This is a genomic window from Streptomyces sp. AK02-01A, from assembly GCF_033795305.1.
Lineage (GTDB): Bacteria > Actinomycetota > Actinomycetes > Streptomycetales > Streptomycetaceae > Streptomyces.
In genome coordinates this window covers 501,686-523,780 of the sequence record NZ_JARBAE010000001.1, presented here as the reverse complement: position 1 = coordinate 523,780, position 22,095 = coordinate 501,686, and the positions used below count along the sequence as shown (strand labels likewise).

The window sequence follows — 22,095 nt, the reverse complement described above, 5'->3', positions numbered from 1 at the left end:
GACACCCACGTGGACGGCCACCACGTCCTCGCTTGCGTCCCCCGCCTACGGAGTCACTCTCACAAACGTTCCTTTGTCGGAGCAAGATCCTCGGCAACTCGCATTGCCCACTCAACCGTTGCCACAACCTCGTCGTCCTAGGACTCCAAGAGATGCCCGTACCGGTCAACGGTGGTCGTGATCGACTCATGGCCGAGTCGGGCCTGAATCACGGGCAACGGAACCTTGCCGGCGATCAACCAGGAAGCATGCGTGTGGCGGAGGTCGTAGATCCGGGGACGCTTGGTCAGGCCCCTTTTCGGTCTTGGGGGCGCCGAGATACGTTCCTCCTCCACCGCGTCGTTTCCAGGCGCGCTGGACACGAAGCGTGGGCCTCTTGGCCGCGAACGTGAAGCCCCTGGGCTGCAGCGCTGTCACCTCACCCCACCGAAGACCGGTGCTCACAAGGGCATCGATGATGTCCACGGCATCCTTGGGCGCAGGCGGGTGTGGGCGCACGGGTCCGCATCACGCACGGCAGGACCGGCGTCCACGACCACGGCCGACCGCACGACGCTGAAGAGCAAGCCATGCGAGTCCACGATCGTCTTCGGCCCATATGCCCCGGCGGCCATGGCTCTTCGGCGTCCGCGCCCGGGGCCTGGCGTCTCATGATCGCCGGCCTCTCGGCCGAGCGGAGGGCCGGCAAAAGATCTTCGGCGTGTCCTACCCGCTCCGCGTCGTGACGCGTGGATCCTTGTTCCAGCACTCAGGAACGTTCCTGCATCGCGCTCGCAGCGGTGGGGCGGGTGGGACTCGAACCCACGGCCGACGGATTATGAGTCCGCTGCTCTAACCGGCTGAGCTACCGCCCCTAACGGCGTGTCGCGCACATTTGTGCGCGCCGTCTGCCGCAGCATAGCCGCTCATACGATCTCCTGCCTCGGATGGGTGGCAACGCCTGACCTTGAGGACCATGCTGTGCTGCGCCCGGTTCCTCGGGGACCCAAGTAGAGCCGTACGAGCGAGGAACCGCGGCGGACGGGTGATGACGGAAACACGAAAAAGGACCCCGCAGGGTCCGCGAGGTCTTCTTCGTTCTGGGCTCCCCCGGCTGGACTCGAACCAGCAACCCTCCGGTTAACAGCCGAATGCTCTGCCAATTGAGCTACAGGGGACCGCGCTCCCCCGACTGGACTCGAACCAGTAACCTGCCGGTTAACAGCCGGCTGCTCTGCCAATTGAGCTACAGGGGATTGCTGCGTTTGCACCGAACGTACCTACCCTGGTCGCCCCGGGCGGCGCACGTTCGCTGCGACACATACATTAGCGCAAGCAGGGGGGTGCTTCGCCAATCGGTATCGCCGCGGGTCACGCCGGGTGACACCATGCCCCGACGGGGTAAGCGGAGAACACAGACCGACGGTCCGACGCTGACGCTGGGGACTCCGACGCTTAGGGAAGGGTGGCAGCCATGCGATACCGCCTCACGTTCATCGCGGGACTGGCCTGCGGATACGTGCTCGGGACACGCGCCGGCCGCGAGCGCTACGAACAGCTCAAGAAGTCGGCGCGGCAGCTCTCGCAGAACCCGGCGGTGCGGAACGCGGCCGAGAGCGCCGCGCAGACCGGACGTGAGTACGGAGGCAAGGCCTACCACCTGGTAAGCGGCGTGGTCGGCGACAAGGTCGGGGACAAGGTGCCCGACTCCGTCGCGCACCGCGTGCGCTCGCTCCGGGAGCGGAGCCAGAACGGCCAGGACGACTGGGGCACCAGCAACACCTGAGAGCGCTCACACCTGAGGTCCCCCGGCCCGGTCCATCCGGTACGTCCCGGCAGCGCCCGACGCGCCGCGCGTGCGGCAGAATCGAGTGTCATGGGAATAGTCGCCGGGTTGGACAGTTCGTCCGGGTTCACACGCATCATCGTCTGTGACGCGGACACGGGGGCCGTGCTGCGGCAGGGATACGCGCCGCATCCGGTCGAGGCGAAGGCCGCCGACGTCGATCCGCAGGCCTGGCTGCTCTCTCTCGGCGAGGCCGCTTCCGGCGGACTGCTGGAGGGTGTGCAGGCCATCGGCGTCGCCGCCCAGCAGCACGGCATGGTGGCGCTGGACCGGCAGGGCAATCTCGTACGTCCGGCGCTGACCGGCAACGACAAGAGGGCACAGGTCGCGGCGGCGGATCTGGTGGACGCGCTGGGCGGCCGGCAGGCATGGGCCGAGGCCGTCGGATCCGTACCGCAGTCGGCTCAGCTCGTGGCCAAGCTGCGCTGGATGGCGCGGTCCGAGCCGGAGGCGGCGGAGCGGACGGCGCTGGTGCTCCAGCCGCACGACTGGCTGGTCTGGCAGCTCCTGGGACGCCCGGCACGCAGAACGACCGACCGCGGCGCCGCGTCGGGGACGGGCTACTGGTCCGCGCGTACGGGTACCTACCGGCCGGATCTGGTGGAGCTGGCGCTGGGCCATCAGGCCGCGCTGCCCGAGGTGCTCGGTCCCTCCGAGGCCGCCGGGACCACTCCGGAAGGGCTGCTGATCTCCGCCGGCACGGGCGAGACCATGGCCGCCGCCTTCGGTCTCGGTGTCGGCGTCGGAGACGCCGTGGTGTCGCTGGGAGCCTCGGGCTCCGTGATGGCCGTGCACCACGAGGCGCTCGCCGACCCGTCCGGCATGATCACCTCCTTCGCGGACGCCACCGGGATGCATCTGCCGGTCGTCCATACCCTGAACGCCGTACGGGCCCTGCGCGGAACGGCGGAGCTGCTCGGGACGGAGGACCTGGCCGAGCTGTCCGCGCTCGCGCTGAAGTCCACGCCCGGCTCGTCGGGCCTGGTGTTCCTGCCGTATCTGGAGGGCGAGCGGACTCCGCAGCTTCCGCACACGGCGGGCACGCTGACCGGGCTGCGCCGGGAATCGATGAAGCCGGAGCATCTCGCGCGAGCCGCGTTCGAAGGGATGCTCTGCTCGCTCGCCGACGCGATGGATGTGCTGCGCGGTCGCGGCGTGGAGGTACGGCGGGTGTTCCTGCTCGGCGCCGCCGCCGAACTGCCCGCCGTACAGGCCGCGGCGCCCGGAATCTTCGGAGCGCAGGTGCTCGTGCCGCAGCCCGCGGACTACACGGCCCTGGGCGCGGCGCGGCAGGCGGCCTGGGCGCTCGGTGTCTCCCAGGGATCGCTCGCGCCGCACACACCGCCGGCCTGGCAGGGCGCGGCGGTGCAGGTCTTCGAGCCGGGTGAGGACGCGGCCGTCGGGGCGGCTGTCCGTCAGCAGTACGCGGCGACGCGGGAGCAGGTCCACCCGGGCGCGTTCGGACCGGCGTCCTGAGCGTGGCCGGAGCCCCGTGAAGGCATCCCGGCGTGGTGAGGACCGGCGGCGTAAGACCCGGCGTCAGGCCCGGTGTCGTGAGGTGCGGCGCGCGGTATGTGGCGCAGGACTCACCACGGCGGCGCGACAGGCGGCTTCTTGACCCGGCCTTGGACATAAATCCGTGGGGCCCGGTGGGCGGAGTGCCGCAAGATGGGGTCGGATCCCTGATCCAGCCGATTCCCGATCCAGCCCGATCCAGCCCGATCCAGCCGATTCCCGAGCCGACTCCGAGAGACTCCGCGTGCTCCTACGACTTCTGCGTGCCCACCTCGCTCCCTACAAGAGACCCATAGCCCTGCTGGTGGTGCTCCAGCTCCTGCAGACAGCCGCCACCCTCTATCTGCCCACCCTCAACGCCGACATCATCGACAACGGTGTGGTGAAGGGAGACACGGGCTACATCCTGGAGTTCGGCGGCATCATGATCGCCGCCAGTGTCCTCCAGGTGATCTGCAACATCGGCGCCGTGTACTACGGCGCCCGGACCGCCTCGGCCCTCGGCCGTGATGTACGGGCCGCCATCTTCGAACGGGTGCAGAGCTTCTCGGCCCGCGAGGTGGGGCAGTTCGGAGCTCCCACGCTGATCACCCGCACCACCAATGACGTCCAGCAGGTGCAGATGCTGGTCCTGATGTCGTTCACGCTGATGGTGTCCGCGCCGATCATGTGCGTCGGCGGCATCGTCATGGCGCTCGGCCAGGACATCCCGCTGTCCGGTGTGCTGCTGGCCGTGGTGCCGGTGCTCGGCATCGCCGTGAGCCTCATCGTCAAGCGCATGCGGCCGCTGTTCAGGAGCATGCAGACCCGGCTGGACTCGGTGAACCGGATCCTGCGCGAGCAGATCACCGGCAACCGCGTGATCAGGGCCTTTGTCCGGGACGACTACGAGAAGGGCCGCTTCCGGGAGGCCAACACCGAGCTGACCGATGTCGCGGTGTCCACCGGCCGGCTGATGGCGCTGATGTTCCCGACCGTGATGACGGTCGTGAACGTGTCGTCGATCGCCGTCGTCTGGTTCGGCGCGCACCGCATCGACAGCGGCGGCATGGAGATCGGCGCGCTGACCGCGTTCCTCGCGTATCTGATGCAGATCGTGATGGCTGTGATGATGGCCACCTTCATGTTCATGATGGTGCCGCGCGCCGAGGTGTGCGCCGAGCGCATCGAAGAGGTGCTGGACACCAGGTCGAGTGTGGTACCGCCGATGAACCCGGTGAGCGAGCTGCGCAGACACGGACATCTGGAGGTACGCGGCGCGGAGTTCCGCTTCCCCGGCGCCGAAGAGCCGGTGCTGCGGGATGTGACGCTGGTCGCACGGCCTGGCGAGACGACCGCGGTCATCGGGTCGACGGGCAGCGGCAAGTCGACGCTGCTCGGTCTCGTACCGCGGCTGTTCGACGCGACCGGCGGAACGGTGCTCGTCGACGGACAGGATGTGCGGGAGCTCGATCCCGTACTGCTGGCGAGGACCGTGAGCCTGGTGCCGCAGAAGCCGTATCTCTTCTCGGGGACGGTCGCGACGAATCTGCGCTACGGCAATCCGGACGCGACCGACGAGGACCTGTGGCACGCGCTGGAGGTGGCGCAGGCGAAGGAGTTCGTCACCACTCTGGAGGGCGGGCTGAACGCGCCGATCTCGCAGGGCGGTACGAATGTCTCCGGCGGACAGCGGCAGCGGCTCGCGATCGCGCGGACGCTGGTGCGGCGTCCTGAGATCTATCTGTTCGACGACTCCTTCTCGGCGCTGGACTACGCCACGGACGCGGCGCTGCGCCACGCACTGGCGACGGAGACCGCGGAGGCGACGGTGGTGATCGTCGCTCAGCGGGTCTCCACCATCCGTGACGCCGACCGGATCGTGGTCCTGGACGAGGGCCGGGTCGTCGGTGAGGGCCGCCATCACGAGTTGATGGCGGAGAACGAAACATACCGGGAGATCGTGCTCTCCCAACTGACCGAGGCGGAGGCTGCCTGATGAGCGGTCCAGGCGGACGCATGATGATGGCCGGCCCGACGCAGCGGTCGATGGACTTCAAGGGATCGGGCAAGCGGCTGCTGCGGCGGCTGGCCGTGGAGAAGACCACGCTGTGGTGGATGCTCGCGGCCGGTGTGGTGAGCGTGGCGCTGTCGGTGACCGGCCCGAAGATCCTCGGCCAGGCCACCGACCTGATCTTCGCGGGAGTGATCGGCCGGCAGACACCGGACGGAGCCACCAAGGCGGAGACCCTCGCCGGGCTGCGGGAGAAGGGCGACGGCCAACTCGCGGACCTGCTCTCCGGGGTGGACTTCACACCGGGCCGCGGTATCGACTTCGGCGCGGTGGGCGAAGTCCTGCTGGTGGCGCTGCTGGTCTATCTGGGCGCCGGGCTGCTGATGCTCATATCCACGCGGCTCTCGATCCGGGTCATCAACCGCACGGTGTTCCGGATGCGGGAGGACGTGCAGGCGAAGCTCTCGCGGCTGCCGCTGGCCTACTTCGACCAGAAGCCGCGCGGCGAGGTGCTCAGCCGCGCCACGAACGACGTCGACAACATCTCGCAGACCATGCAGCAGACGATGGGTCAGCTCATCAACTCGCTGCTGACGATCCTCGGTGTGCTGGGGATGATGTTCTGGATCTCGCCGCTGCTGGCGCTGGTCGCGCTGGTGACGGTGCCGCTGTCGGTGTTCGTGGCGGCGAGGATCGGCAAGCGGTCCCAGCCGCAGTTCGTACAGCAGTGGAAGGTCACGGGCACGCTCAACGCGCATATCGAGGAGATGTACACCGGGCATGCCCTGGTGAAGGTCTTCGGGCGGCAGGACGAGTCGGCCGAGGCGTTCCGGGAGCAGAACGACCAGCTCTACGAGGCGGGTTTCAAGGCGCAGTTCAACAGCGGGATCATGCAGCCGCTGATGCTCTTCATATCCAACCTCAACTATGTGCTGGTCGCGGTCGTCGGCGGGCTGCGGGTCGCCTCGGGCACGCTGACGATCGGTGATGTGCAGGCGTTCATCCAGTACTCGCGGCAGTTCTCGATGCCTCTGACGCAGGTCGCCTCGATGGCGAATCTGGTGCAGTCCGGAGTGGCGTCCGCCGAGCGGATATTCGAGCTGCTGGACGCCGAGGAGCAGGAGCCCGACGCGCCCGCGGTGGAGCGGCTGCGCAAGCGGCGGGGACAGGTGGCCCTGGAGAACGTCTCGTTCCGCTACTCCCCCGACAAGCCGCTGATCGACGGTCTGTCGCTCCAGGTGGACCCGGGACAGACGGTCGCGATAGTCGGCCCGACCGGTGCGGGCAAGACCACACTGGTCAATCTGCTGATGCGGTTCTACGAGGTGACGGACGGCCGGATCACTCTGGACGGCACGGATATCGCGAAGATGTCCCGCGAGGAACTGCGCTCCGGGATCGGCATGGTCCTCCAGGACACCTGGCTCTTCGGCGGCACGATCGCGGAGAACATCGCGTACGGCGCTTCGCGCGAGGTCAGCCGGGAGGAGATCGAGGAGGCGGCGCGGGCGGCCCACGCCGACCGTTTCGTCCGTACGCTTCCCGACGGCTACGACTCGGTGATCGACGAGGAGGGCTCCGGCGTCAGCGCCGGCGAGAAGCAGCTCATCACCATCGCGCGGGCGTTCCTGTCCGACCCGGTGATCCTGGTGCTGGACGAGGCCACCAGCTCGGTGGACACCCGTACCGAGGTGCTGATCCAGAAGGCGATGGCGCGGCTGGCCCACGGGCGTACGAGCTTTGTGATCGCGCACCGGCTCTCCACGATCCGGGACGCGGACGTCATCCTGGTGATGGAGAACGGCGCGATCGTCGAACAGGGCACGCACGACGAGCTGTTGGCGGCGGAAGGCGCGTACGCACGGCTGTACGCGGCCCAGTTCGCGCAGGCCGTCGTCGAGGTGGAATGACCTCGGACGGCTGAGGAGGACCACGGCGCCGCGCCGCCGCCTGCCGTAAGGGCGGGGCGCGGCGCCGGGTCAGTCGAGATAGCCGCGGAGCTGGTCGGCGGAGTTGTGGACGCGCAGCTTGTTCAGTGTCTTGGACTCGATCTGGCGTATGCGTTCGCGGGTCACGCCGAAGATCCTGCCAATCTCCTCCAGCGTCCGGGCCTGGCCGTCGGCCAGGCCGTATCTGAGCTGGACGACCTTGCGTTCGCGCTCACCGAGAGTGGAGAGCACCGCCTCAAGGTGCTGGCGCAGCAGCAGGAAGGCCGCGGACTCGACCGGAGAGGCGGCGTCACCGTCCTCGATCAGATCACCGAGCGCGACATCGTCCTCCTCGCCGACCGGAGTGTGCAGGGAGACCGGCTCCTGGGCGAGCCGGAGTACCTCGGTGACCCGCTCGGGAGCCAGTTCGAGCTGGGCGGCGACCTCTTCGGCTGTCGGTTCACAGCCGCGCTCCTGGAGGAGCCGGCGCTGGACCCGTACGACACGGTTGATCAGTTCGACCACATGGACCGGGACCCGGATGGTGCGCGCCTGGTCGGCCAGCGCCCGGGACATCGCCTGGCGGATCCACCAGGTCGCGTACGTCGAGAACTTGTAGCCGCGCGTGTAGTCAAACTTCTCGACGGCTCTGATCAGGCCAAGATTTCCCTCCTGGACAAGATCGAGCATGGTCAGTCCGCGTCCCACATAACGCTTGGCCACGGAGACGACGAGCCGCAGATTCGCCTCGATCAGCCGGCGCTTGGCCATCCGGCCCAGCACGACCAGCCGGTCGAGATCCAGCGCGAGCCCGGAGTCAAGACCGGGTGTGCTGCTCAGTTTCTCCTCGGCGAAGAGACCGGCCTCGACGCGGCGGGCCAGGTCCACCTCCTCGACGGCGGTGAGCAGCGGGATACGGCCGATCTCCCGCAGATACTGGCGGAAGAGGTCGGAGGAGGGTCCGCCGGTGTCGGTGCGGCTCGCGCGCCGGCCGCGGGGCGCGGGCCCGATCGGCGCCTCCACGGGGTCCTCGACGAGGATCTCGACGGCCGTCGCCAGGCGGGCATGGGCCGGCGGCGGGGCCAGGGCCACGGCCGGCGTCTCGGTAAGGGTCTCGGTCACGGTCTGGGTCTGCACGGGGGGCGACCTCCAGGGTGATCGCTGCCGGTTCGGGGTGCCGGTTCGGGGTCGTGCAGCGGCGGGACGGAGGCGGCCGGGCCGCCGGGCCGTCCTGTACACGATGAGCGGATCGAACCTCAGTGTGGGGTACGACACGTCGCTGCCACGAGGGGCGTGCGGTGACTTTCTGCGTCCCGTGCGTGACCGGGCCGTTACCGGTGGATGTCGCGGAGGCGGTCCGCGCGGCTCTACAGGGCGTCCGCGCCGCGGGTGCGCAGGGCCTGACCGTACTGCTGAAGCACCCAGAGGTCGTTCTGCACGGCGGCGTAGCGCTCGGGATCGCCGCTGCTGGCGAGCCTGGTGAGGGTGGAGGCGATGTCCTGGATCCGGCGGTCCACCGCGCGGACGCGGACCTGGACGAGGTGGTGTCCCGCGTACAGCTCGTCGATGGTCTTGCCCCGGAACACCTCGACCGCCAGCTCGGTGACGAGTTTGCGCACGGAGTCGTCCGGAACGGCTTCGAGGACCCGGGCGAGATACTCCCGGGAGTCGGACACGCCTTGTTCGGCGCCGCCGGCGTCGTCGATGCACTGCCGGACCATCGCGTACGGCGGGGCCGTGAACTCGTCGGCGCCGTACGCGTCGAACGCCGGAGAGACCAGCTCGGGCCGCTGGAGCGCCAGCTTCAGCAGCTCGCGCTCGGTGCTGTGGACCGGATTACGGAGATTGAGCGCGGGTCCGGAGGGAGCCACCGCGGCCCGGGTCTCGTACGACGGCGCGCCAGGACGGGCCGCCGCCGGGCCGGCCGGGCCTCGGCCGCCGCGGTCCCGCGCCCAACGGGCCACCTGCGACACGCGTTTGACCACGAACTGGGTGTCGAGGATGCCGAGAATGCCGGCGAGCTGGACGGCGACCTCGTGCTGCGAGGAGCCGTTCTTGATCCGGGCGACGATCGGAGCGGCCTCGTCGAGTGCGGCGCCACGGCCGGCCGGGGTCTCCAGGTCGTAGCGCGAGACGATCTGGCGGATCGCGAACTCGAAGAGCGGTGTGCGGGGTTCGACCAGGTCCTGGACGGCTTCGTCGCCCTTGGCGAGACGCAGCTCGCACGGGTCCATGTTGTCCGGAGCGATGGCGATATAGGTCTCGGCGGCGAACTTCTGGTCGTCCTCGAAGGCGCGCAGCGCGGCCTTCTGGCCGGCCGCGTCCCCGTCGAAGGTGAAGATCACCCGAGCGCTGCCGTTGTCCATCAGCAGCCGTCGGAGGATTTTGATGTGGTCACCGCCGAAGGCCGTACCGCAGGTCGCGATGGCGGTGGTGACACCGGCGAGATGGCAGGCCATCACATCGGTGTAGCCCTCGACGACGACGGCCCGGCTGGCCTTGGCGATGTCCTTCTTGGCCAGGTCGACGCCGTACAGCACCTGGGACTTCTTGTAGATCGCGGTCTCTGGGGTGTTGAGGTACTTCGGGCCGTTGTCGTCGTCGCGCAGTTTGCGCGCGCCGAAGCCGACGACCTCGCCGGAGATGTCGCGGATGGGCCACATCAGCCGGCCGCGGAAGCGGTCGATCGGGCCGCGGCGGCCGTCCTGGGAGAGGCCGGAGAGCAGCAGTTCCTTGTCGGTGAAGCCCTTGCCGCGCAGATAGCGGGTCAGATGGTCCCAGCCCACCGGGCTGTAGCCGACACCGAAATGCTCGGCCGCCGCCTGGTCGAAGCCGCGCTCGGCGAGGAACTTCCGGCCGGTCTCGGCCTCGGCGCCGGAGAGCTGCTCGGCGTAGAACTGCGCGGCGATCTTGTGTGCCTCGACCAGCCGGGTGCGCTCGCCGCGCTGGCCGGCCGGGTTGTAGCCGCCTTCTTCGTATCTGAGCGTGATGCCCGTCTGCGCGGCGAGCCGCTCGACCGTCTCGGAGAAGGAGAGATGGTCGATCTTCATCACGAAGGCGATGGTGTCCCCGCCCTCCTGGCAGCCGAAGCAGTGGAAGAGACCCTTGCTCGGACTGACCTGGAAGGACGGGGACTTCTCGTCGTGGAAGGGGCAGAGGCCCTTGAGGTTGCCGCCGCCCGCGCTGCGTAGCTGGAGGTACTCGGACACGACGGCGTCGATCGGGACCGCGTCCCGTACCGCCTTCACGTCGTCATCGTTGATCCTGCCGGCCACGCGTGAATTCTACGGGGCGCGCGGAGAGTCCTGACCGGTGCCGGATCCTCCGACGGCCGCCGGGCCGGACGCGGCCGTGCCCGTCAGACTCCCAGGGAGCCGAGCGGGACGCCCGGGTCGGCGAGGGCCTCCAGGTCCTGCGGCCGGCCGGAGCGGATCAGGCGCTGGATGTCGTCGGTGACGTCCCACACATTGACGTTCATCCCGGCGAGTACCTTGCGGTCCTTCAGCCAGAAGGCCACGAACTCCCGCTTGCCGGCGTCGCCGCGTACCACCACCTGGTCGTACGAGCCGGGCGGCGCCCAGCCCGAGTACTCCAGGCCCAGGTCGTACTGGTCGGAGAAGAAGTACGGGACACGGTCGTAGGTGATGTCCTGGCCGAGCATGGCGCGGGCGGCGGCCGGGCCGCCGTTGAGCGCGTTGGCCCAGTGCTCGACGCGCAGCCGGGAGACGGACGGAGTGACGCCCCAGCCGGCCGGTGGAAACGCCGCCACGTCACCGGCCGCGAAGATGTCGGGGTCGGAGGTGCGCAGAGCGGAGTCCACGGCGATGCCGCCGCCGTCGGCGCGGTCGGCGAGATCGAGGCCGGCGGCCTCGGCGAGGGCCGTCCGCGGCGCGGCGCCGATCGCGGCGAGCACGTCGTGGGCCGGATGCTCCTCGCCGTCGTCCGTACGGGCCGCCAGGACCATGCCGTCCTGGCCGATGATCTCGGTGAGCCGCGCGCCGAAGTGGAAACGGACGCCGTGCTCACGGTGGAGTTCGGTGAAGAGCTCGCCCAGTTCGGGACCGATGACCTGGTGGAGCGGGGTCGCCGCGGCCTCGACGACGGTGACCTCCGCGCCGTATCCACGAGCGGCCGCCGCGACCTCCAGGCCGATCCAGCCGGCCCCGGCGATCACGAGATGGCCGTTGTCGCGGCCGAGAGCGGTGAGCACCTGCCGCAGCCGGTCGGAGTGGGCGAGGCGGCGCAGATGGTGGACGCCCGCCAGATCCGTACCGGGGATGTCGAGCCGGCGCGGTTCGGCGCCGGTGGCCAGCAGCAGCTTGTCGTAGCGCACGGAGGTGCCGTCGCCGAGGTGCACGCACCGGGTGTGCCGGTCGACGGAGGTGACGGTCTGTCCGAGATGCAGCTCGACCTCGGCCTGGGCGTACCAGGCGGGCTCGTGCACGAAGACGCTGTCCCGTTCGTCCTTGCCGGTCAGATAGCCCTTGGACAGGGGCGGACGTTCATAGGGGTGGTCACGCTCGTCACCGATGAGGATCACTCGGCCGGTGAATCCTTCCGCGCGCAGGGTTTCCGCGGCTTTCGCCGCCGCCAGCCCACCGCCGACGATGACAAATGTCCGATGTGCGTCGACCACTTGGTGCCTCCTCTTCATGCTGCCGCCATCTGCGAGCGTCCCGCACGGAGCGTGATGGCGAAAGAGGGAACGCTCCACGGGCGTGTCTCACTGCCGTGATCTGGCTACTCTCGTACCAGCGTGCATCAGGAGCCGTGAGGCATGAGGGGCGCATGTTACGCATCTATTTCACCTCCGAAGATCTCAATGTGCTGCGTGTGGCGGCGCGGCCCGACCCGCTGTGGGAGATCGTTCTCAGTCTGCATCTGCTGCAGAACCGGCAGGCGGCGCTGGTCTTCGATCCCTGGCGGCGCGAGGTGCGGGCCGCGATCGCGCGGGCCGGACTCACCTCCACGGTCGCCGCACTGAACCGGTTGTGCCCCTGGGCACACTATTTCCCCGATTTCCTCACTCCCGGGCAGGGCGTCAGGGAGCTGGAGACGGGTCTCGACCAGGTGCTGTCCACGCCCGCCGCGCGCCTCGGCGAGGAGATCTCGCTGACCTTCGGCGGCGGGCCGCTGCCGCCGGGAGCGCGGCGGCTCGCGGAGGGTGATCCGCGCGCGCTGGAGGGCCTGGGCGACGCGCTGCGCCGCTACTACGCGGTGGCGGTGGAACCGTACGGGGACGAGATCCGGGCGGCGGTGGCCGCGGACCGGCCGGTGCGGGCCGCGGCGGCGCTGGACGGCGGGCCGGACGGTCTGCTGGCCAGCTATCAGCCGGAGCTGGTACGGCGGGACGGGACGCTGGGCCGGGACGGGGTCCTGGAGGCCGCGTATCCGGTCGATGACGAACTCGTGCTCGGCGGGAGACCGCTGACGATGATCCCGGCGTTCTTCTGTGTGCGGTATCCGGTGAAGCTGGCCGATTCGGAGCTGCCGCCGGTGCTGGTGCATCCGCTGGCGCCGGCCCCCGGCTGGCTGGAACGGGCGCGGTCGGCGCGCGGCCGGGACGGCGCGGACGGTACGGCGGCGGCCGGCCCGGCACAGGCGCCGCCGCTGGCCCGGCTCATCGGTCACACCAGGGCGGCCGCGCTGGACATCCTGGACCGGCCGCTGACGACCTCGCAGCTCGGCACGCGGCTACGGCTGACGCTGTCGACGGCGAGCCGGCACGCGACGGTGCTGCGGGAGGCGGGCCTGATCGCCTCGGAGCGCCGGGGCAACGCCGTCGTCCATTCGAGGACGGCGCTGGGAGAGGCGCTGCTGGACGGACGGGTGCGGGAGTGATCGGAGGCGGGACAGGCGGCTCGTCTCCGGCTCATGGGACGGGGTCATGGAAGCGGCTCATGGACCAGGCTCATGGAAGCGGCTCATGGACCTGGCTCGTGGAACGGCTCACGCGGCCGGTCAGGGCCGGCCGGTGAGTCCCGCGTGCAGCGACCGGGCCACCGCGTCGGTGAGCGAGGCGATCTGGTCGACGATGACGCGTTTGCGCGCCCGGTCGTCGGGCGCCGCGTCGAACAGCGCGCGGAACTGCGGATCCAGCCCTTCCGGAGCGCGGGCCGTGAGCGCCTCGGCCAGCTCGGCCAGGACGATCCGCTGGTCGGCGCGGAGCGCCTCCTGTTCCGCGCGCTGCATGACATAGCGGTCCGCGACCGCCTTGAGGACCGCGCACTCGTGCCGGGCCGCACGCGGGACGACCAGCTCGGCGGCGTACCGGGTCAGCGGTCCCGTGCCGTACGCCTGCCGGGTCGCGGTCTCGGCGGCCAGACAGAACCGGCCGATGAGCTGGCTGGTGGCGTCCTTGAGCCGGCCCTGCGCGACGGCTGAGCCGTCGTAACCGTGTGGCCACCACTCCTGTCCCATGAGCCGGTCGAGCGCGGCGGACAGCTCCTGCGGATCGGTGTCCCGTGGCACATACCTGCCGATGGCGGCCGACCAGATGCCGCGCCGCTCGGACTCGGAGGAGAGCGCGGCGGGGTCGACATGGCCGGCGTGCAGACCGTCCTCGAAGTCGTGGACGGAGTAGGCGACATCGTCGGACCAGTCCATGACCTGCGCCTCGAAGCAGATACGGTCCGCCGGAGCACCTTGCCGGGCCCAGCCGAAGACCGGCAGGTCGTCCTCGTACACACCGAACTTCAGCGAGCCCGGCTCGACGGGATGGGCGCCGCGCGGCCAGGGGTATTTGGTGGCCGCGTCCAGCGCGGCCCGGGTGAGATTGAGGCCGACGCTGACCAGCCCGCCGGTCTCCTCCGAGCCCACGAAGCGCTTCGGCTCGATCCGGGTCAGCAGCCGGAGCGACTGGGCGTTGCCCTCGAAGCCGCCACAGTCCCTCGCGAAGTCGTTGAGCGCCTGCTCGCCGTTGTGACCGAAAGGCGGATGGCCCATGTCGTGGGAGAGACACGCCGCCTCGACCAGATCCGGATCGCAGCCCAGCGCCGCGCCCAGCTCGCGCCCGACCTGCGCGCACTCCAGGGAGTGCGTCAGCCGGGTGCGAGGACTGGCGTCCCACTGCTGGCTCCGGGATCCCGGGGTCACCACCTGGGTCTTGCCGGCGAGCCGGCGCAGCGCCGAGGAGTGCAGCACGCGCGCGCGGTCGCGCTGGAACGCGGTGCGCCCGGGACGCTTGTCGGGCTCGGCGGCCCAGCGCTCGGTGGCCGTGTCGTCGTACGCGCCCGCCGGTCCTGAGGGGTGCGGTGTGGTGATGCCGGTGGTACCTGCCATGCACCGAAGGTAACCGGAGTCGCTGACAGACGAGACGGCGCGGACGGCCGTCGCTACATCCGAAACGCGTCGGCGGAGGCGGCGCGGACGGCCGTCGCTACATCCGAAACGCGTCGGCGGAGGTGGCGAGGAGCCGTCGGTGGCCCGTCCCGTACGGCGTCGCCGACGCCTCCTCGTACCGCCGGAGCAGCAGCGCGGCCATCGCCGGATGAGCGCCGAGCGGAGCGGCGGCGATCCAGGGCGCGTGGGCCGCGCCACGCGTGGCGAAGTGACCGGGAGCCGTGAAGTACGAGGCGATCGCGGCCCGGTGACAGCCACGCGCGGCGAGAGCGCGGAGGGCCCCGGCGATGGTGGGCGAGGCGGCGGAGGCATATCCCGGGACGACCGGCACACCGCCGAGGCGGCGGCTGAGCAGCTCGGCCGTGCGCCGGGTGTCCGCCGCGGACTGCGGATCCCGCGAGCCCGCCGCGGCCAGCACGACACCGGTGACCTGTCGTCCGCGGCCGTCCGTGGCGTCCGGAGACCGTGTGGCAGCCGAGTCGGAGGTCCGCCAGCCCGCTTCGACGAGACGGGCGTACAACGTCTCCACGAGCAGCGGATGCGGCCCGAGCGGGGCGGCGATCCGGATGTCCAGCCCGGGTGCGGACGCCGCGGCGGCGGGCAGGTCGCGCTTGACATGGACGCCACGGCTGAGCAGCAGAGGCACAAGGACGGCCCGGCCGATCCGGTCGGCCCGGTCGGCTTTTAGAGCGGCGAGCGTGTCCGGCAGCCGTGGCTCGTCGATCTCGATGTGTCCGAGCCGTACGTCCAGGTCAGGGCGCAGTTCACGGACGCGGTCCAGAAGCTCCGTGATGGTGCGCAGAGCGCGTGGATCCCGGCTGCCGTGCGCGACGACAACGAGGGCGGGGCTCATGAGGGCGGGACGGTCGCTGTGCATGTTTCCGCGGGTTCCGTTCGGTGCGAGGTGGCCGAGCCGGCTGCTGAGCCGATTCTGCCGGGGCCCGGTTGCCTGGCCGTTGCGCGGGAGTGACCGCGGTTTTCCACCACCTCACAGGCTCCGGAGAGGCGTTGTCAGACCTCTCACCTACGGTGGAATTCGTTCGGAACCGGCGGACCGGAAAGGAGCCTTCCGCCGTGGGCCGAGGGCCGCCCGGCTCTCGCCGCACCTGTACGCGAACTGATCGGTGCCGCCGGTCGTCGTACAGAGTGGACCGAACGGGGACCACGATCGAACGGGGGGATCATGTCACTGCCGAAACCGTCGCGACCGGGCCCGGCCCGGCCACGCGGGCCACGGCTGTCATCGCTGAAACGGCTGCTCCGCACCCGGCGTTGGCAGCGCCGGGCCGCGCAGGCCGTCATGCTCGGGTGTGTGTTCGCGCTGGCGCCCGCGACCTGGATGCACGCGGTCGCCGACAGCCGCGTCCGTACCGTCGCGGACGTCCCGGCCCAGGATGTCGCGGTGGTCTTCGGTGCCGGACTGCGGTCCGGCGCGCCGACGCCGTATCTCGCGCACCGGCTCGACGCGGCGGCGGAGCTGTACCGCGCGGGCAGAGTGAGAGTCGTGCTGGTCACCGGTGACAACAGCCGTGAGGAGTACGACGAGCCGGACGCGATGCGGACCTATCTCGTCGGACGCGGAGTCCCGGACGAGCGAATAGTCAGCGACTACGCGGGATTCGACACCTGGGACTCCTGTGTACGGGCCCGGAAGATATTCGGAGTGGACCGGGCCGTCCTGGTGACACAGGGCTTCCATGTCCGGCGCGCGGTGGCGCTCTGCCGGGCGGCGGGTGTCGAGTCGTACGGCGTCGGGGTCACCGAACCGCACGACGTGACCTGGTACTACGGCGGGATACGCGAGGTGTTCGCCGCCGGCAAGGCCGCGGTCGACGCCGTGCTGCGGCCCGATCCCAGATTCCTCGGACCGGTCGAGACAGGAGTGGCCAGAGCACTGATGGCGGCGGGCGGAAACGGCTGACGAGGGACGGCAGGCGTCGGACGGCGGGCGTCGGACGGCGGGCGTCGGACGGCGGGCGGAAACGGCTGACGAGGGACGGCAGGCGACGGACAGCAGGCGCGGCCGGTCGGTGCGACGGCGCGGCCCGTCCCGCTCGGAGGCAGCGTGCCGTCACCGGCGGCCGGTGACCGTACCGCCACTGCCTCACGGGCCGGGACCGGCGTGGCTGAGGAGGCCGTGCCCGGCGTGTAACCAGGTGCGGCCGGGCGCGTAACACGGTCGCCGCACGCTGGCCCGATGACCGAGCCCACCACGTCCACCCACTGCCCCTACTGCGCGTTGCAGTGCGGGATGAATCTGCGTCTCGCCGAAGGCCGGGCCGTCGAGGTGGTCGAGCGCACGGACTTCCCGGTGAACCGGGGCGCGCTGTGCGGCAAGGGCCGTACCGCTCCCGCGCTGCTCTCGTCCCGGGTCCGGCTGACCGAGCCGCTGATCAGAAGTCCCGCCACCGGCCGGCTCGAACCGGCCGGCTGGGACGAGGCGCTGCGCGCCGTCGCCGACGGGCTGGCACGTACGAGAGCGGTCCATGGCCCGGACGCGGTCGGGGTGTTCGGAGGCGGCGGCCTCACCAATGAGAAGGCGTACTCGCTCGGGAAGTTCGCCAGAGTCGTGCTCGGGACGTCGCAGATCGACTACAACGGACGCTTCTGCATGTCGTCGGCGGCCGCCGCGCACCAGCGGGCCTTCGGCCTGGACCGCGGGCTGCCGTTTCCGTTGGAGGACGTTCCGCGCACGGGCTGCGTCATCCTCGTCGGTTCGAATCTCGCGGAGACCATGCCGCCCGCGCTCAGATATCTCACGGAACTGCGGGCGGGCGGCGGCAAGCTGATCGTCGTGGACCCGCGCCGGACGCGGACCGCCGAACAGGCCGATCTGCATCTGGCACCTCGGCCCGGTACGGATCTGGCACTCGCACTGGGGCTGCTGCATCTCGTGGTGGCGCAGGGACATACGGACGAGGACTTCATCCGGGAGCGTACGTCCGGCTGGGAGGAGGCCAGGGCCGGGGCGATGGCGCACTGGCCGGAGCTGGTCGAGCGCATCACCGGCGTGGCGGTCCCGGCGCTGCGCGAGGCGGTGGAGCTGTTCTGCGGGGCCGGGTCGGCGATGGTGCTCACCGCGCGCGGGCCCGAGCAGCAGTCCAAGGGCACGGACACCGTCGGCGCGTGGATCAACCTGTGTCTCGCGACGGGACGGGCGGGCCGCCCGCTCTCCGGCTATGGCTGTCTCACCGGTCAGGGCAACGGCCAAGGTGGCCGCGAACACGGCCAGAAGGCCGATCAGTTGCCCGGCTACCGGCGACTGGACGACCCGGTGGCGCGGGCGGTGGTGGCCAAGGTGTGGGGCGTGTCGCCGGACTCACTGCCGGGACCGGGACGCAGTGCGTACGAACTGCTCGACGCCCTGGGCACCGAGGTGAAGGCGCTGCTGCTGATGGGTTCGAATCCGGTGATCTCCGCACCGCGTGCCGCGCACATCGAGCGGCGGCTGCGGTCAGTGGACTTCCTGGCGGTGGCGGATGTCGTGCTCTCGGAGACCGCGGCGCTCGCGGACGTGGTGCTCCCGGCGGCCCAGTGGGCGGAGGAGACGGGTACGACCACCAATCTGGAGGGACGCGTGCTGCTGCGCCGCAAGGCGCTGGACCCTCCGCCGCGGGTACGCACCGACTTGGAGGTGCTGCACGGACTGGCCGGGCTGCTGGGCCACGAGAAGGGCTTTCCCACCGATCCGGAGGAGGTGTTCGAGGAGCTGCGCCGCGCCTCGGCGGGCGGCCCGGCGGACTATTCGGGCATCACCTACCGGCGTATCGCGGAGGAGGACGGCGTGTTCTGGCCGTGCCCGGAGACGAGTACGGGGCCGGAGACAAGTACCGGTCCGGGGACAAGTACCGGTCCGGCCACGAGTACCGGTCCGGCCACGAGTACGGCCACGGACGCGGGTCCGGAACCGCGAGGAGAGTCCCGTCCGGACACGCGGCCTGACTCCGGTGCCGCGTCCGGTGTCCGGCTCGGTGCCGGTGCCGGTGCCGGTGCCGCTCATCCCGGCACGCCTCGGCTCTTTCTCGACCGGTTCGCCACCGCGGACGGGCGGGCGCGCTTTGTGCCGGTCGTCCATCGGCCGGCGGCGGAGGAGACCGACGCGGAGTATCCGGTGCTGCTGACGACCGGTCGGGTCGTCGCCCAGTACCAGTCGGGAGCCCAGACCCGGCGTGTGGCAGAGCTGAACGCCGCCGCGCCCGGGCCGTTCGTCGAGCTGCATCCACGGCTCGCGGCACGGCTCGGGGCCGGCGAAGGCGATGCGCTGGTGGTGGTCTCGCGGCGCGGGCGAGCGGTCGCGCCCGCGCGGATCACGGACGCCGTCCGGCCGGACACGGTGTTCATGCCGTTCCACTGGCCGGGCGAGGGCCGGGCCAACAATCTCACCAACCCGGCGCTCGATCCGGCTTCGCGGATGCCGGAGTTCAAGGTCTGCGCGGTACGGCTGGAGCGGGAGAAGACGGACTGACGACGGCCCGGTGCGCGTGGACGGCCCGCGCGAGCCAGTCGCCGCCGGCGATCGGACGGCCCCGTGTCCGCAGTTCGCGGGCCACGCGCGGCGCCGCGAGATAGACCCAGGCCCTGGCCGTCGTGCCGTCCGCCCGCAGGACATCGCGGACGGCGCGTTCGTAGACGTTGCGCGGGTCGCCGGGCGCCTCGTACTCCTCCAACTGGTCGAGCACGCACAGCAGTTCGCCGTACACCTCGGGCGCCGCCGTCACCAGTTCACCGACGATCACGCCAGGAGCCTCGACCGCGTACGGATAGCCGGGACCGTCGTACAGGAGCGCTCCTGCCAGCCGGGCCGGTTCCTGCCGGGCCGTGCGACCGCGCGGGAACAGGCCGTGGTTGCGTTCGCCCGGCCGCAGCGTGCCGTAGACGAAGAACGGCAGCGCTGCGGCTGTCCCGCGCTCCGGTCTCATGGCGCGACGGCCTCCTTGGTGAGCCACGCCAGATACTCGGCGCTGCCGCGCACCACGGGCGTGGCGATGATCTCCGGTGTGTCGTAGTCGTGAGCCGCCTTGAGATGGGCCTCCAGCGCTTCGTAACAGGCGGCGGTGGTCTTGAAGAGGATCTGCCACTCCTCGGTGGTCTCGATCGCACTCTGCCAACGGTAGACGGAGGTGACCGGTGCGGAGATCTGCGCGCAGGCGGCGAGCCGGGCCTCGATCACGCCCCGGGCCAGCTCGTCCGCCTTGTCGGCGCTGTCGGTCGTGGTCAGCACGGTCAGGCATTCGGCGAGAGTCACGGTCGGGCTCCTTCGTCAGCGGGAGGCGGGAGGCCGGGACCCGGGCCGGGTCGCGCGGGTCCCGTACGGGCGTCACTTCACCACCTCATCAAACACCGTGCGGAACCACGGCCGCGGTCCTGTCAGGTGTCAGGTCCGAGGCCGGGCCGGTGCCGGATCCGGCGCCGGGCGGGCCCTGACCGGGCCCCGGCAGCCCGGCGTCCTCAACCGCCGTACGGACGCCTGGCTTTGGCCTCCCGCAGAGCCAGTCCCCACCAGGCGAGCTGGTCGAGCATCGCCTTGGCCGCGGCGTCACAGCCGGTCGGATCCTTGGGCCGTCCCTCGTCGTCGAAGTTCGCCCTCGCGTTCTGGAACGAGACCGTGTCGCGGACGGTGACGGCGTGCAGCTCGGCGAAGACCTGCCGGAGCTGTTCGACGGCGCGCAGTCCGCCGGAGATCCCGCCGTAGGAGACAAAGCCGATGGGCTTGGCCTGCCATTCGTTGTAGTGCCAGTCGATCAGCGACTTGACCGCGGCGGGAAAGGAGTGGTTGTACTCGGGCGTGAGCAGGACAAACGCGTCGGCGTCGGCCAGCCGCGAGGTGACCTTGGCGAGTTCCGCCCGGACGGCGGGACCCGGATTGAAGGAGAGTGCGGTCGGCAGGTCCGTCCCGGCCAGATCGATCAGTTCGGTGGTGAAGTCGGTGCGCTCGGCGGCGCGGGAGAGGAACCAGTCGGAGATGACCGGGCCGAAGCGGCCCTCACGGTTGCTGCCGAGGATGACAGCGAGTCTCAGAGGCGCGTGAGGTTCGAGAGGCTCGCGAGGTGCGTCAGGCTCCGGGAGCGACCCGGGCACGGACTGACGCGAGGCGACGTCCGGCACGGTGTCCGTGATGTCCGGCACGGTGTCCGTCATGGCGTCCGAGGAAATATCCGCGTTGACGACTTTGATGCCGTCTGTGGTGATGTCCATGAGAAGAGCGTGATACCTCAAGCTTGGTTCACGTCAAGCTTGGTCAGCGTCAGGCCGCCGTCGCGGACCTGACTCGTCCGGCCCGGCTGGTCAAAAACGAGCCCGTCATAGGGTGTGGAGCATGACGACTGCCGCTCCGCGACCGCACATTGAGGTAGACGGCCGACCCGCGACCGAGGCGGATCTGCGCCTGCGCGCGCTCGACACCTATGGTCATTTCACCGCCATGCAGGTCAGGGACGGCGGTGTGCGCGGCCTGGCGCTCCATCTCGCCCGGCTGGACGCCTCGACCCGGGAACTGTTCGGCGCGGCGCTGGACGGCGACCGCGTGCGGGACCTTCTGCGGCAGGCACTCGGTGACACCAGAGACGCCTCGGCCCGGGTGTATGTCCACTGGCCCGAAGGAACGGCGGACGCGACCCTGATGGTCACGGTGCGGCCTCCGGCGTTCCTGGACGACCGGGCGCAGAGCCTGATGTCCGTCCCGTACCGGCGTCCGGTGGCCCACATCAAACATCTCGGCGGCTTCGCGCAGACGCATTACGGCCGCCTCGCCCGGCGCGCGGGATTCGACGACGCGCTGCTCGTGGGTCCGGACGGAGTGGTGTCGGAGACCGCGATCGCCAATATCGCTCTCTGGGACGGCGACTCGGTCATCTGGCCGGACGCTCCGGCCCTGACCGGCATCACCATGGCCCTGCTGGAGCCGCTCCTTCCGTCCGCCGGTCTCCCGTCCGCGCGCCGGGAGGTCACGCTGGCGGACTTGTCCTCGTACCGCGCGGCCTTTGTCACCAACTCCCATGGAGTCGCACCGGTGGCCCGGATCGACGAGACGGTCCTGCCGGGCGACGCGGCGGTGCTGAAGACGGTGACGGAGCTCTACGACCAGGTGGAGTGGGACCGGCTCTGAGCCGGAGGGCCTGCGCTCGCACGGCGGGAGGCCGGTGCCGTGTCACCCGTTCGGCGTGGCACGGCCACCGAGCCGGGCGATCCGTCGCCATCGGCTCTGACCTGCGAGGAAGCCCTCTCGCGCGGATGACACACGGCTCCGGGCCGCCGGATCTGACCATCCATCAGCAGGCGTGCGCGGCTCAGGCGCCTTATCTCTGAGGTGAAGACCGCCATCCCGCCCGGAGGACCACGATGCGCACCACTGCCACCAGGAGCGGCTCCGGCGGTCTCACCGGACCCGACATCATCCAGATCGCGACGGAGGCGGCTCAGTCCGCAGCCGTCGTCGGCGGGAGCCGGCTGCGCGGCCGGGCGAGCGGCGCGCAGGGCAATTGACGGGACCGGCC

17 protein-coding genes, 3 tRNA genes and 1 pseudogene are annotated in these 22,095 nt (G+C 70.4%); 9 read left to right on the top strand and 12 right to left on the bottom strand.

The window, feature by feature from the left end; translation table 11 throughout:
- Positions 1-137: 137 nt before the first annotated feature.
- The 4 genes from PV679_RS02240 to PV679_RS02225 form a co-directional block, all read right to left on the bottom strand.
- Positions 138-335, bottom strand: a complete 198-nt coding sequence (locus PV679_RS02240; protein WP_319678520.1) for a tyrosine-type recombinase/integrase — start codon at positions 333-335, stop codon at positions 138-140.
- A gap of 445 nt (positions 336-780) precedes the next feature.
- Positions 781-854 (bottom strand) — tRNA-Ile (locus tag PV679_RS02235).
- 230 nt (positions 855-1,084) lie between these two features.
- Positions 1,085-1,157 (bottom strand) — tRNA-Asn (locus tag PV679_RS02230).
- A 5-nt stretch (positions 1,158-1,162) separates the two neighbouring features.
- Positions 1,163-1,235 (bottom strand) — tRNA-Asn (locus PV679_RS02225).
- A 218-nt stretch (positions 1,236-1,453) separates the two neighbouring features.
- Between PV679_RS02225 and PV679_RS02220 the strand changes: the two genes are divergently transcribed.
- The 4 genes from PV679_RS02220 to PV679_RS02205 all read left to right on the top strand — a co-directional run bounded on the left by PV679_RS02220 (position 1,454) and on the right by PV679_RS02205 (position 7,243).
- Complete coding sequence (locus PV679_RS02220; protein ID WP_319678455.1) at positions 1,454-1,765, top strand: YtxH domain-containing protein; 312 nt, start codon at positions 1,454-1,456, stop codon at positions 1,763-1,765.
- Between the two features lie 90 nt (positions 1,766-1,855).
- A complete protein-coding gene (locus PV679_RS02215; RefSeq protein ID WP_319678454.1) occupies positions 1,856-3,301 on the top strand; it encodes an FGGY family carbohydrate kinase in 1,446 nt (481 codons plus the stop codon).
- A 283-nt stretch (positions 3,302-3,584) separates the two neighbouring features.
- Positions 3,585-5,318, top strand: a complete 1,734-nt coding sequence (locus tag PV679_RS02210) for an ABC transporter ATP-binding protein (protein WP_319678453.1) — start codon at positions 3,585-3,587, stop codon at positions 5,316-5,318.
- A complete protein-coding gene (locus PV679_RS02205; protein ID WP_319678452.1) occupies positions 5,318-7,243 on the top strand; it encodes an ABC transporter ATP-binding protein in 1,926 nt (641 codons plus the stop codon). The genes PV679_RS02210 and PV679_RS02205 overlap by 1 nt, the downstream gene beginning before the upstream one ends.
- Positions 7,244-7,312: 69 nt before the next feature.
- On the opposite strand, the pseudogene PV679_RS02200 reads toward PV679_RS02205, so the two are convergent.
- From PV679_RS02200 to PV679_RS02190, 3 genes and pseudogenes are all read right to left on the bottom strand, one after another.
- A pseudogene (locus tag PV679_RS02200) lies at positions 7,313-8,444 on the bottom strand (RNA polymerase sigma factor); the annotation flags it as partial.
- A 184-nt stretch (positions 8,445-8,628) separates the two neighbouring features.
- Entirely contained in the window at positions 8,629-10,536 is a 1,908-nt protein-coding gene (gene dnaG / locus PV679_RS02195) for a DNA primase (RefSeq protein ID WP_319678450.1), read from the bottom strand.
- An 83-nt stretch (positions 10,537-10,619) separates the two neighbouring features.
- Positions 10,620-11,897, bottom strand: coding sequence for an NAD(P)/FAD-dependent oxidoreductase (locus tag PV679_RS02190; RefSeq protein WP_319678449.1), 1,278 nt, complete (start codon positions 11,895-11,897; stop codon positions 10,620-10,622).
- Positions 11,898-12,049: 152 nt separating this feature from the next.
- Between PV679_RS02190 and PV679_RS02185 the strand changes: the two genes are divergently transcribed.
- A complete protein-coding gene (locus PV679_RS02185; protein ID WP_319678448.1) occupies positions 12,050-13,102 on the top strand; it encodes a winged helix-turn-helix domain-containing protein in 1,053 nt (350 codons plus the stop codon).
- A gap of 120 nt (positions 13,103-13,222) precedes the next feature.
- On the opposite strand, the gene PV679_RS02180 is transcribed toward PV679_RS02185, so the two are convergent.
- Positions 13,223-14,542, bottom strand: a complete 1,320-nt coding sequence (locus tag PV679_RS02180; protein ID WP_319678447.1) for a deoxyguanosinetriphosphate triphosphohydrolase — start codon at positions 14,540-14,542, stop codon at positions 13,223-13,225.
- Between the two features lie 97 nt (positions 14,543-14,639).
- On the bottom strand, positions 14,640-15,479 hold the full coding sequence (locus PV679_RS02175; RefSeq protein ID WP_319678446.1) for a sirohydrochlorin chelatase: 840 nt from the start codon (positions 15,477-15,479) through the stop codon (positions 14,640-14,642).
- Positions 15,480-15,785: 306 nt separating this feature from the next.
- On the opposite strand from PV679_RS02175, the gene PV679_RS02170 reads away from it, so the two are divergent.
- Together PV679_RS02170 and PV679_RS02165 are read left to right on the top strand one after the other, a co-directional pair.
- Entirely contained in the window at positions 15,786-16,523 is a 738-nt protein-coding gene (locus tag PV679_RS02170; RefSeq protein ID WP_416069633.1) for a SanA/YdcF family protein, read from the top strand.
- A gap of 276 nt (positions 16,524-16,799) precedes the next feature.
- Positions 16,800-19,067 (top strand): molybdopterin oxidoreductase family protein, encoded by a 2,268-nt coding sequence (locus PV679_RS02165; protein WP_319678445.1) that lies wholly within the window; start codon positions 16,800-16,802, stop codon positions 19,065-19,067.
- On the opposite strand, the gene PV679_RS02160 is transcribed toward PV679_RS02165, so the two are convergent.
- The 3 genes from PV679_RS02160 to PV679_RS02150 form a co-directional block, all read right to left on the bottom strand.
- Complete coding sequence (locus PV679_RS02160) at positions 19,024-19,521, bottom strand: gamma-glutamylcyclotransferase family protein (protein WP_319678444.1); 498 nt, start codon at positions 19,519-19,521, stop codon at positions 19,024-19,026. The two genes, PV679_RS02165 and PV679_RS02160, sit on opposite strands and share 44 nt — an antisense overlap.
- A complete protein-coding gene (cutA, locus tag PV679_RS02155; protein WP_319678443.1) occupies positions 19,518-19,847 on the bottom strand; it encodes a divalent-cation tolerance protein CutA in 330 nt (109 codons plus the stop codon). The genes PV679_RS02160 and cutA overlap by 4 nt, the downstream gene beginning before the upstream one ends.
- 203 nt (positions 19,848-20,050) lie before the next feature.
- A complete protein-coding gene (locus tag PV679_RS02150) occupies positions 20,051-20,797 on the bottom strand; it encodes an NAD(P)H-dependent oxidoreductase (protein ID WP_319678442.1) in 747 nt (248 codons plus the stop codon).
- A 121-nt stretch (positions 20,798-20,918) separates the two neighbouring features.
- On the opposite strand from PV679_RS02150, the gene PV679_RS02145 reads away from it, so the two are divergent.
- A complete protein-coding gene (locus PV679_RS02145; protein WP_319678441.1) occupies positions 20,919-21,707 on the top strand; it encodes an aminotransferase class IV in 789 nt (262 codons plus the stop codon).
- Positions 21,708-21,940: 233 nt separating this feature from the next.
- Positions 21,941-22,084, top strand: coding sequence for a hypothetical protein (locus PV679_RS02140; RefSeq protein WP_319678440.1), 144 nt, complete (start codon positions 21,941-21,943; stop codon positions 22,082-22,084).
- Positions 22,085-22,095: the final 11 nt, after the last annotated feature.

Excerpts from the sequence above, each read along its gene's own strand:
- PV679_RS02220 (WP_319678455.1), top strand. The coding sequence starts at position 1,454 with ATGCGATACCGCCTCACGTTCATCGCGGGACTGGCCTGCGGATACGTG.
- PV679_RS02215 (WP_319678454.1), top strand. The coding sequence starts at position 1,856 with ATGGGAATAGTCGCCGGGTTGGACAGTTCGTCCGGGTTCACACGCATC.
- PV679_RS02205 (WP_319678452.1), top strand. The coding sequence starts at position 5,318 with ATGAGCGGTCCAGGCGGACGCATGATGATGGCCGGCCCGACGCAGCGG.
- PV679_RS02185 (WP_319678448.1), top strand. The coding sequence starts at position 12,050 with ATGTTACGCATCTATTTCACCTCCGAAGATCTCAATGTGCTGCGTGTG.
- PV679_RS02180 (WP_319678447.1), bottom strand. The coding sequence starts at position 14,542 with ATGGCAGGTACCACCGGCATCACCACACCGCACCCCTCAGGACCGGCG.
- PV679_RS02175 (WP_319678446.1), bottom strand. The coding sequence starts at position 15,479 with ATGCACAGCGACCGTCCCGCCCTCATGAGCCCCGCCCTCGTTGTCGTC.
- PV679_RS02170 (WP_416069633.1), top strand. The coding sequence starts at position 15,786 with ATGTCACTGCCGAAACCGTCGCGACCGGGCCCGGCCCGGCCACGCGGG.
- PV679_RS02165 (WP_319678445.1), top strand. The coding sequence starts at position 16,800 with ATGACCGAGCCCACCACGTCCACCCACTGCCCCTACTGCGCGTTGCAG.
- PV679_RS02160 (WP_319678444.1), bottom strand. The coding sequence starts at position 19,521 with ATGAGACCGGAGCGCGGGACAGCCGCAGCGCTGCCGTTCTTCGTCTAC.
- PV679_RS02150 (WP_319678442.1), bottom strand. The coding sequence starts at position 20,797 with ATGGACATCACCACAGACGGCATCAAAGTCGTCAACGCGGATATTTCC.
- PV679_RS02145 (WP_319678441.1), top strand. The coding sequence starts at position 20,919 with ATGACGACTGCCGCTCCGCGACCGCACATTGAGGTAGACGGCCGACCC.
- PV679_RS02140 (WP_319678440.1), top strand. The coding sequence starts at position 21,941 with ATGCGCACCACTGCCACCAGGAGCGGCTCCGGCGGTCTCACCGGACCC.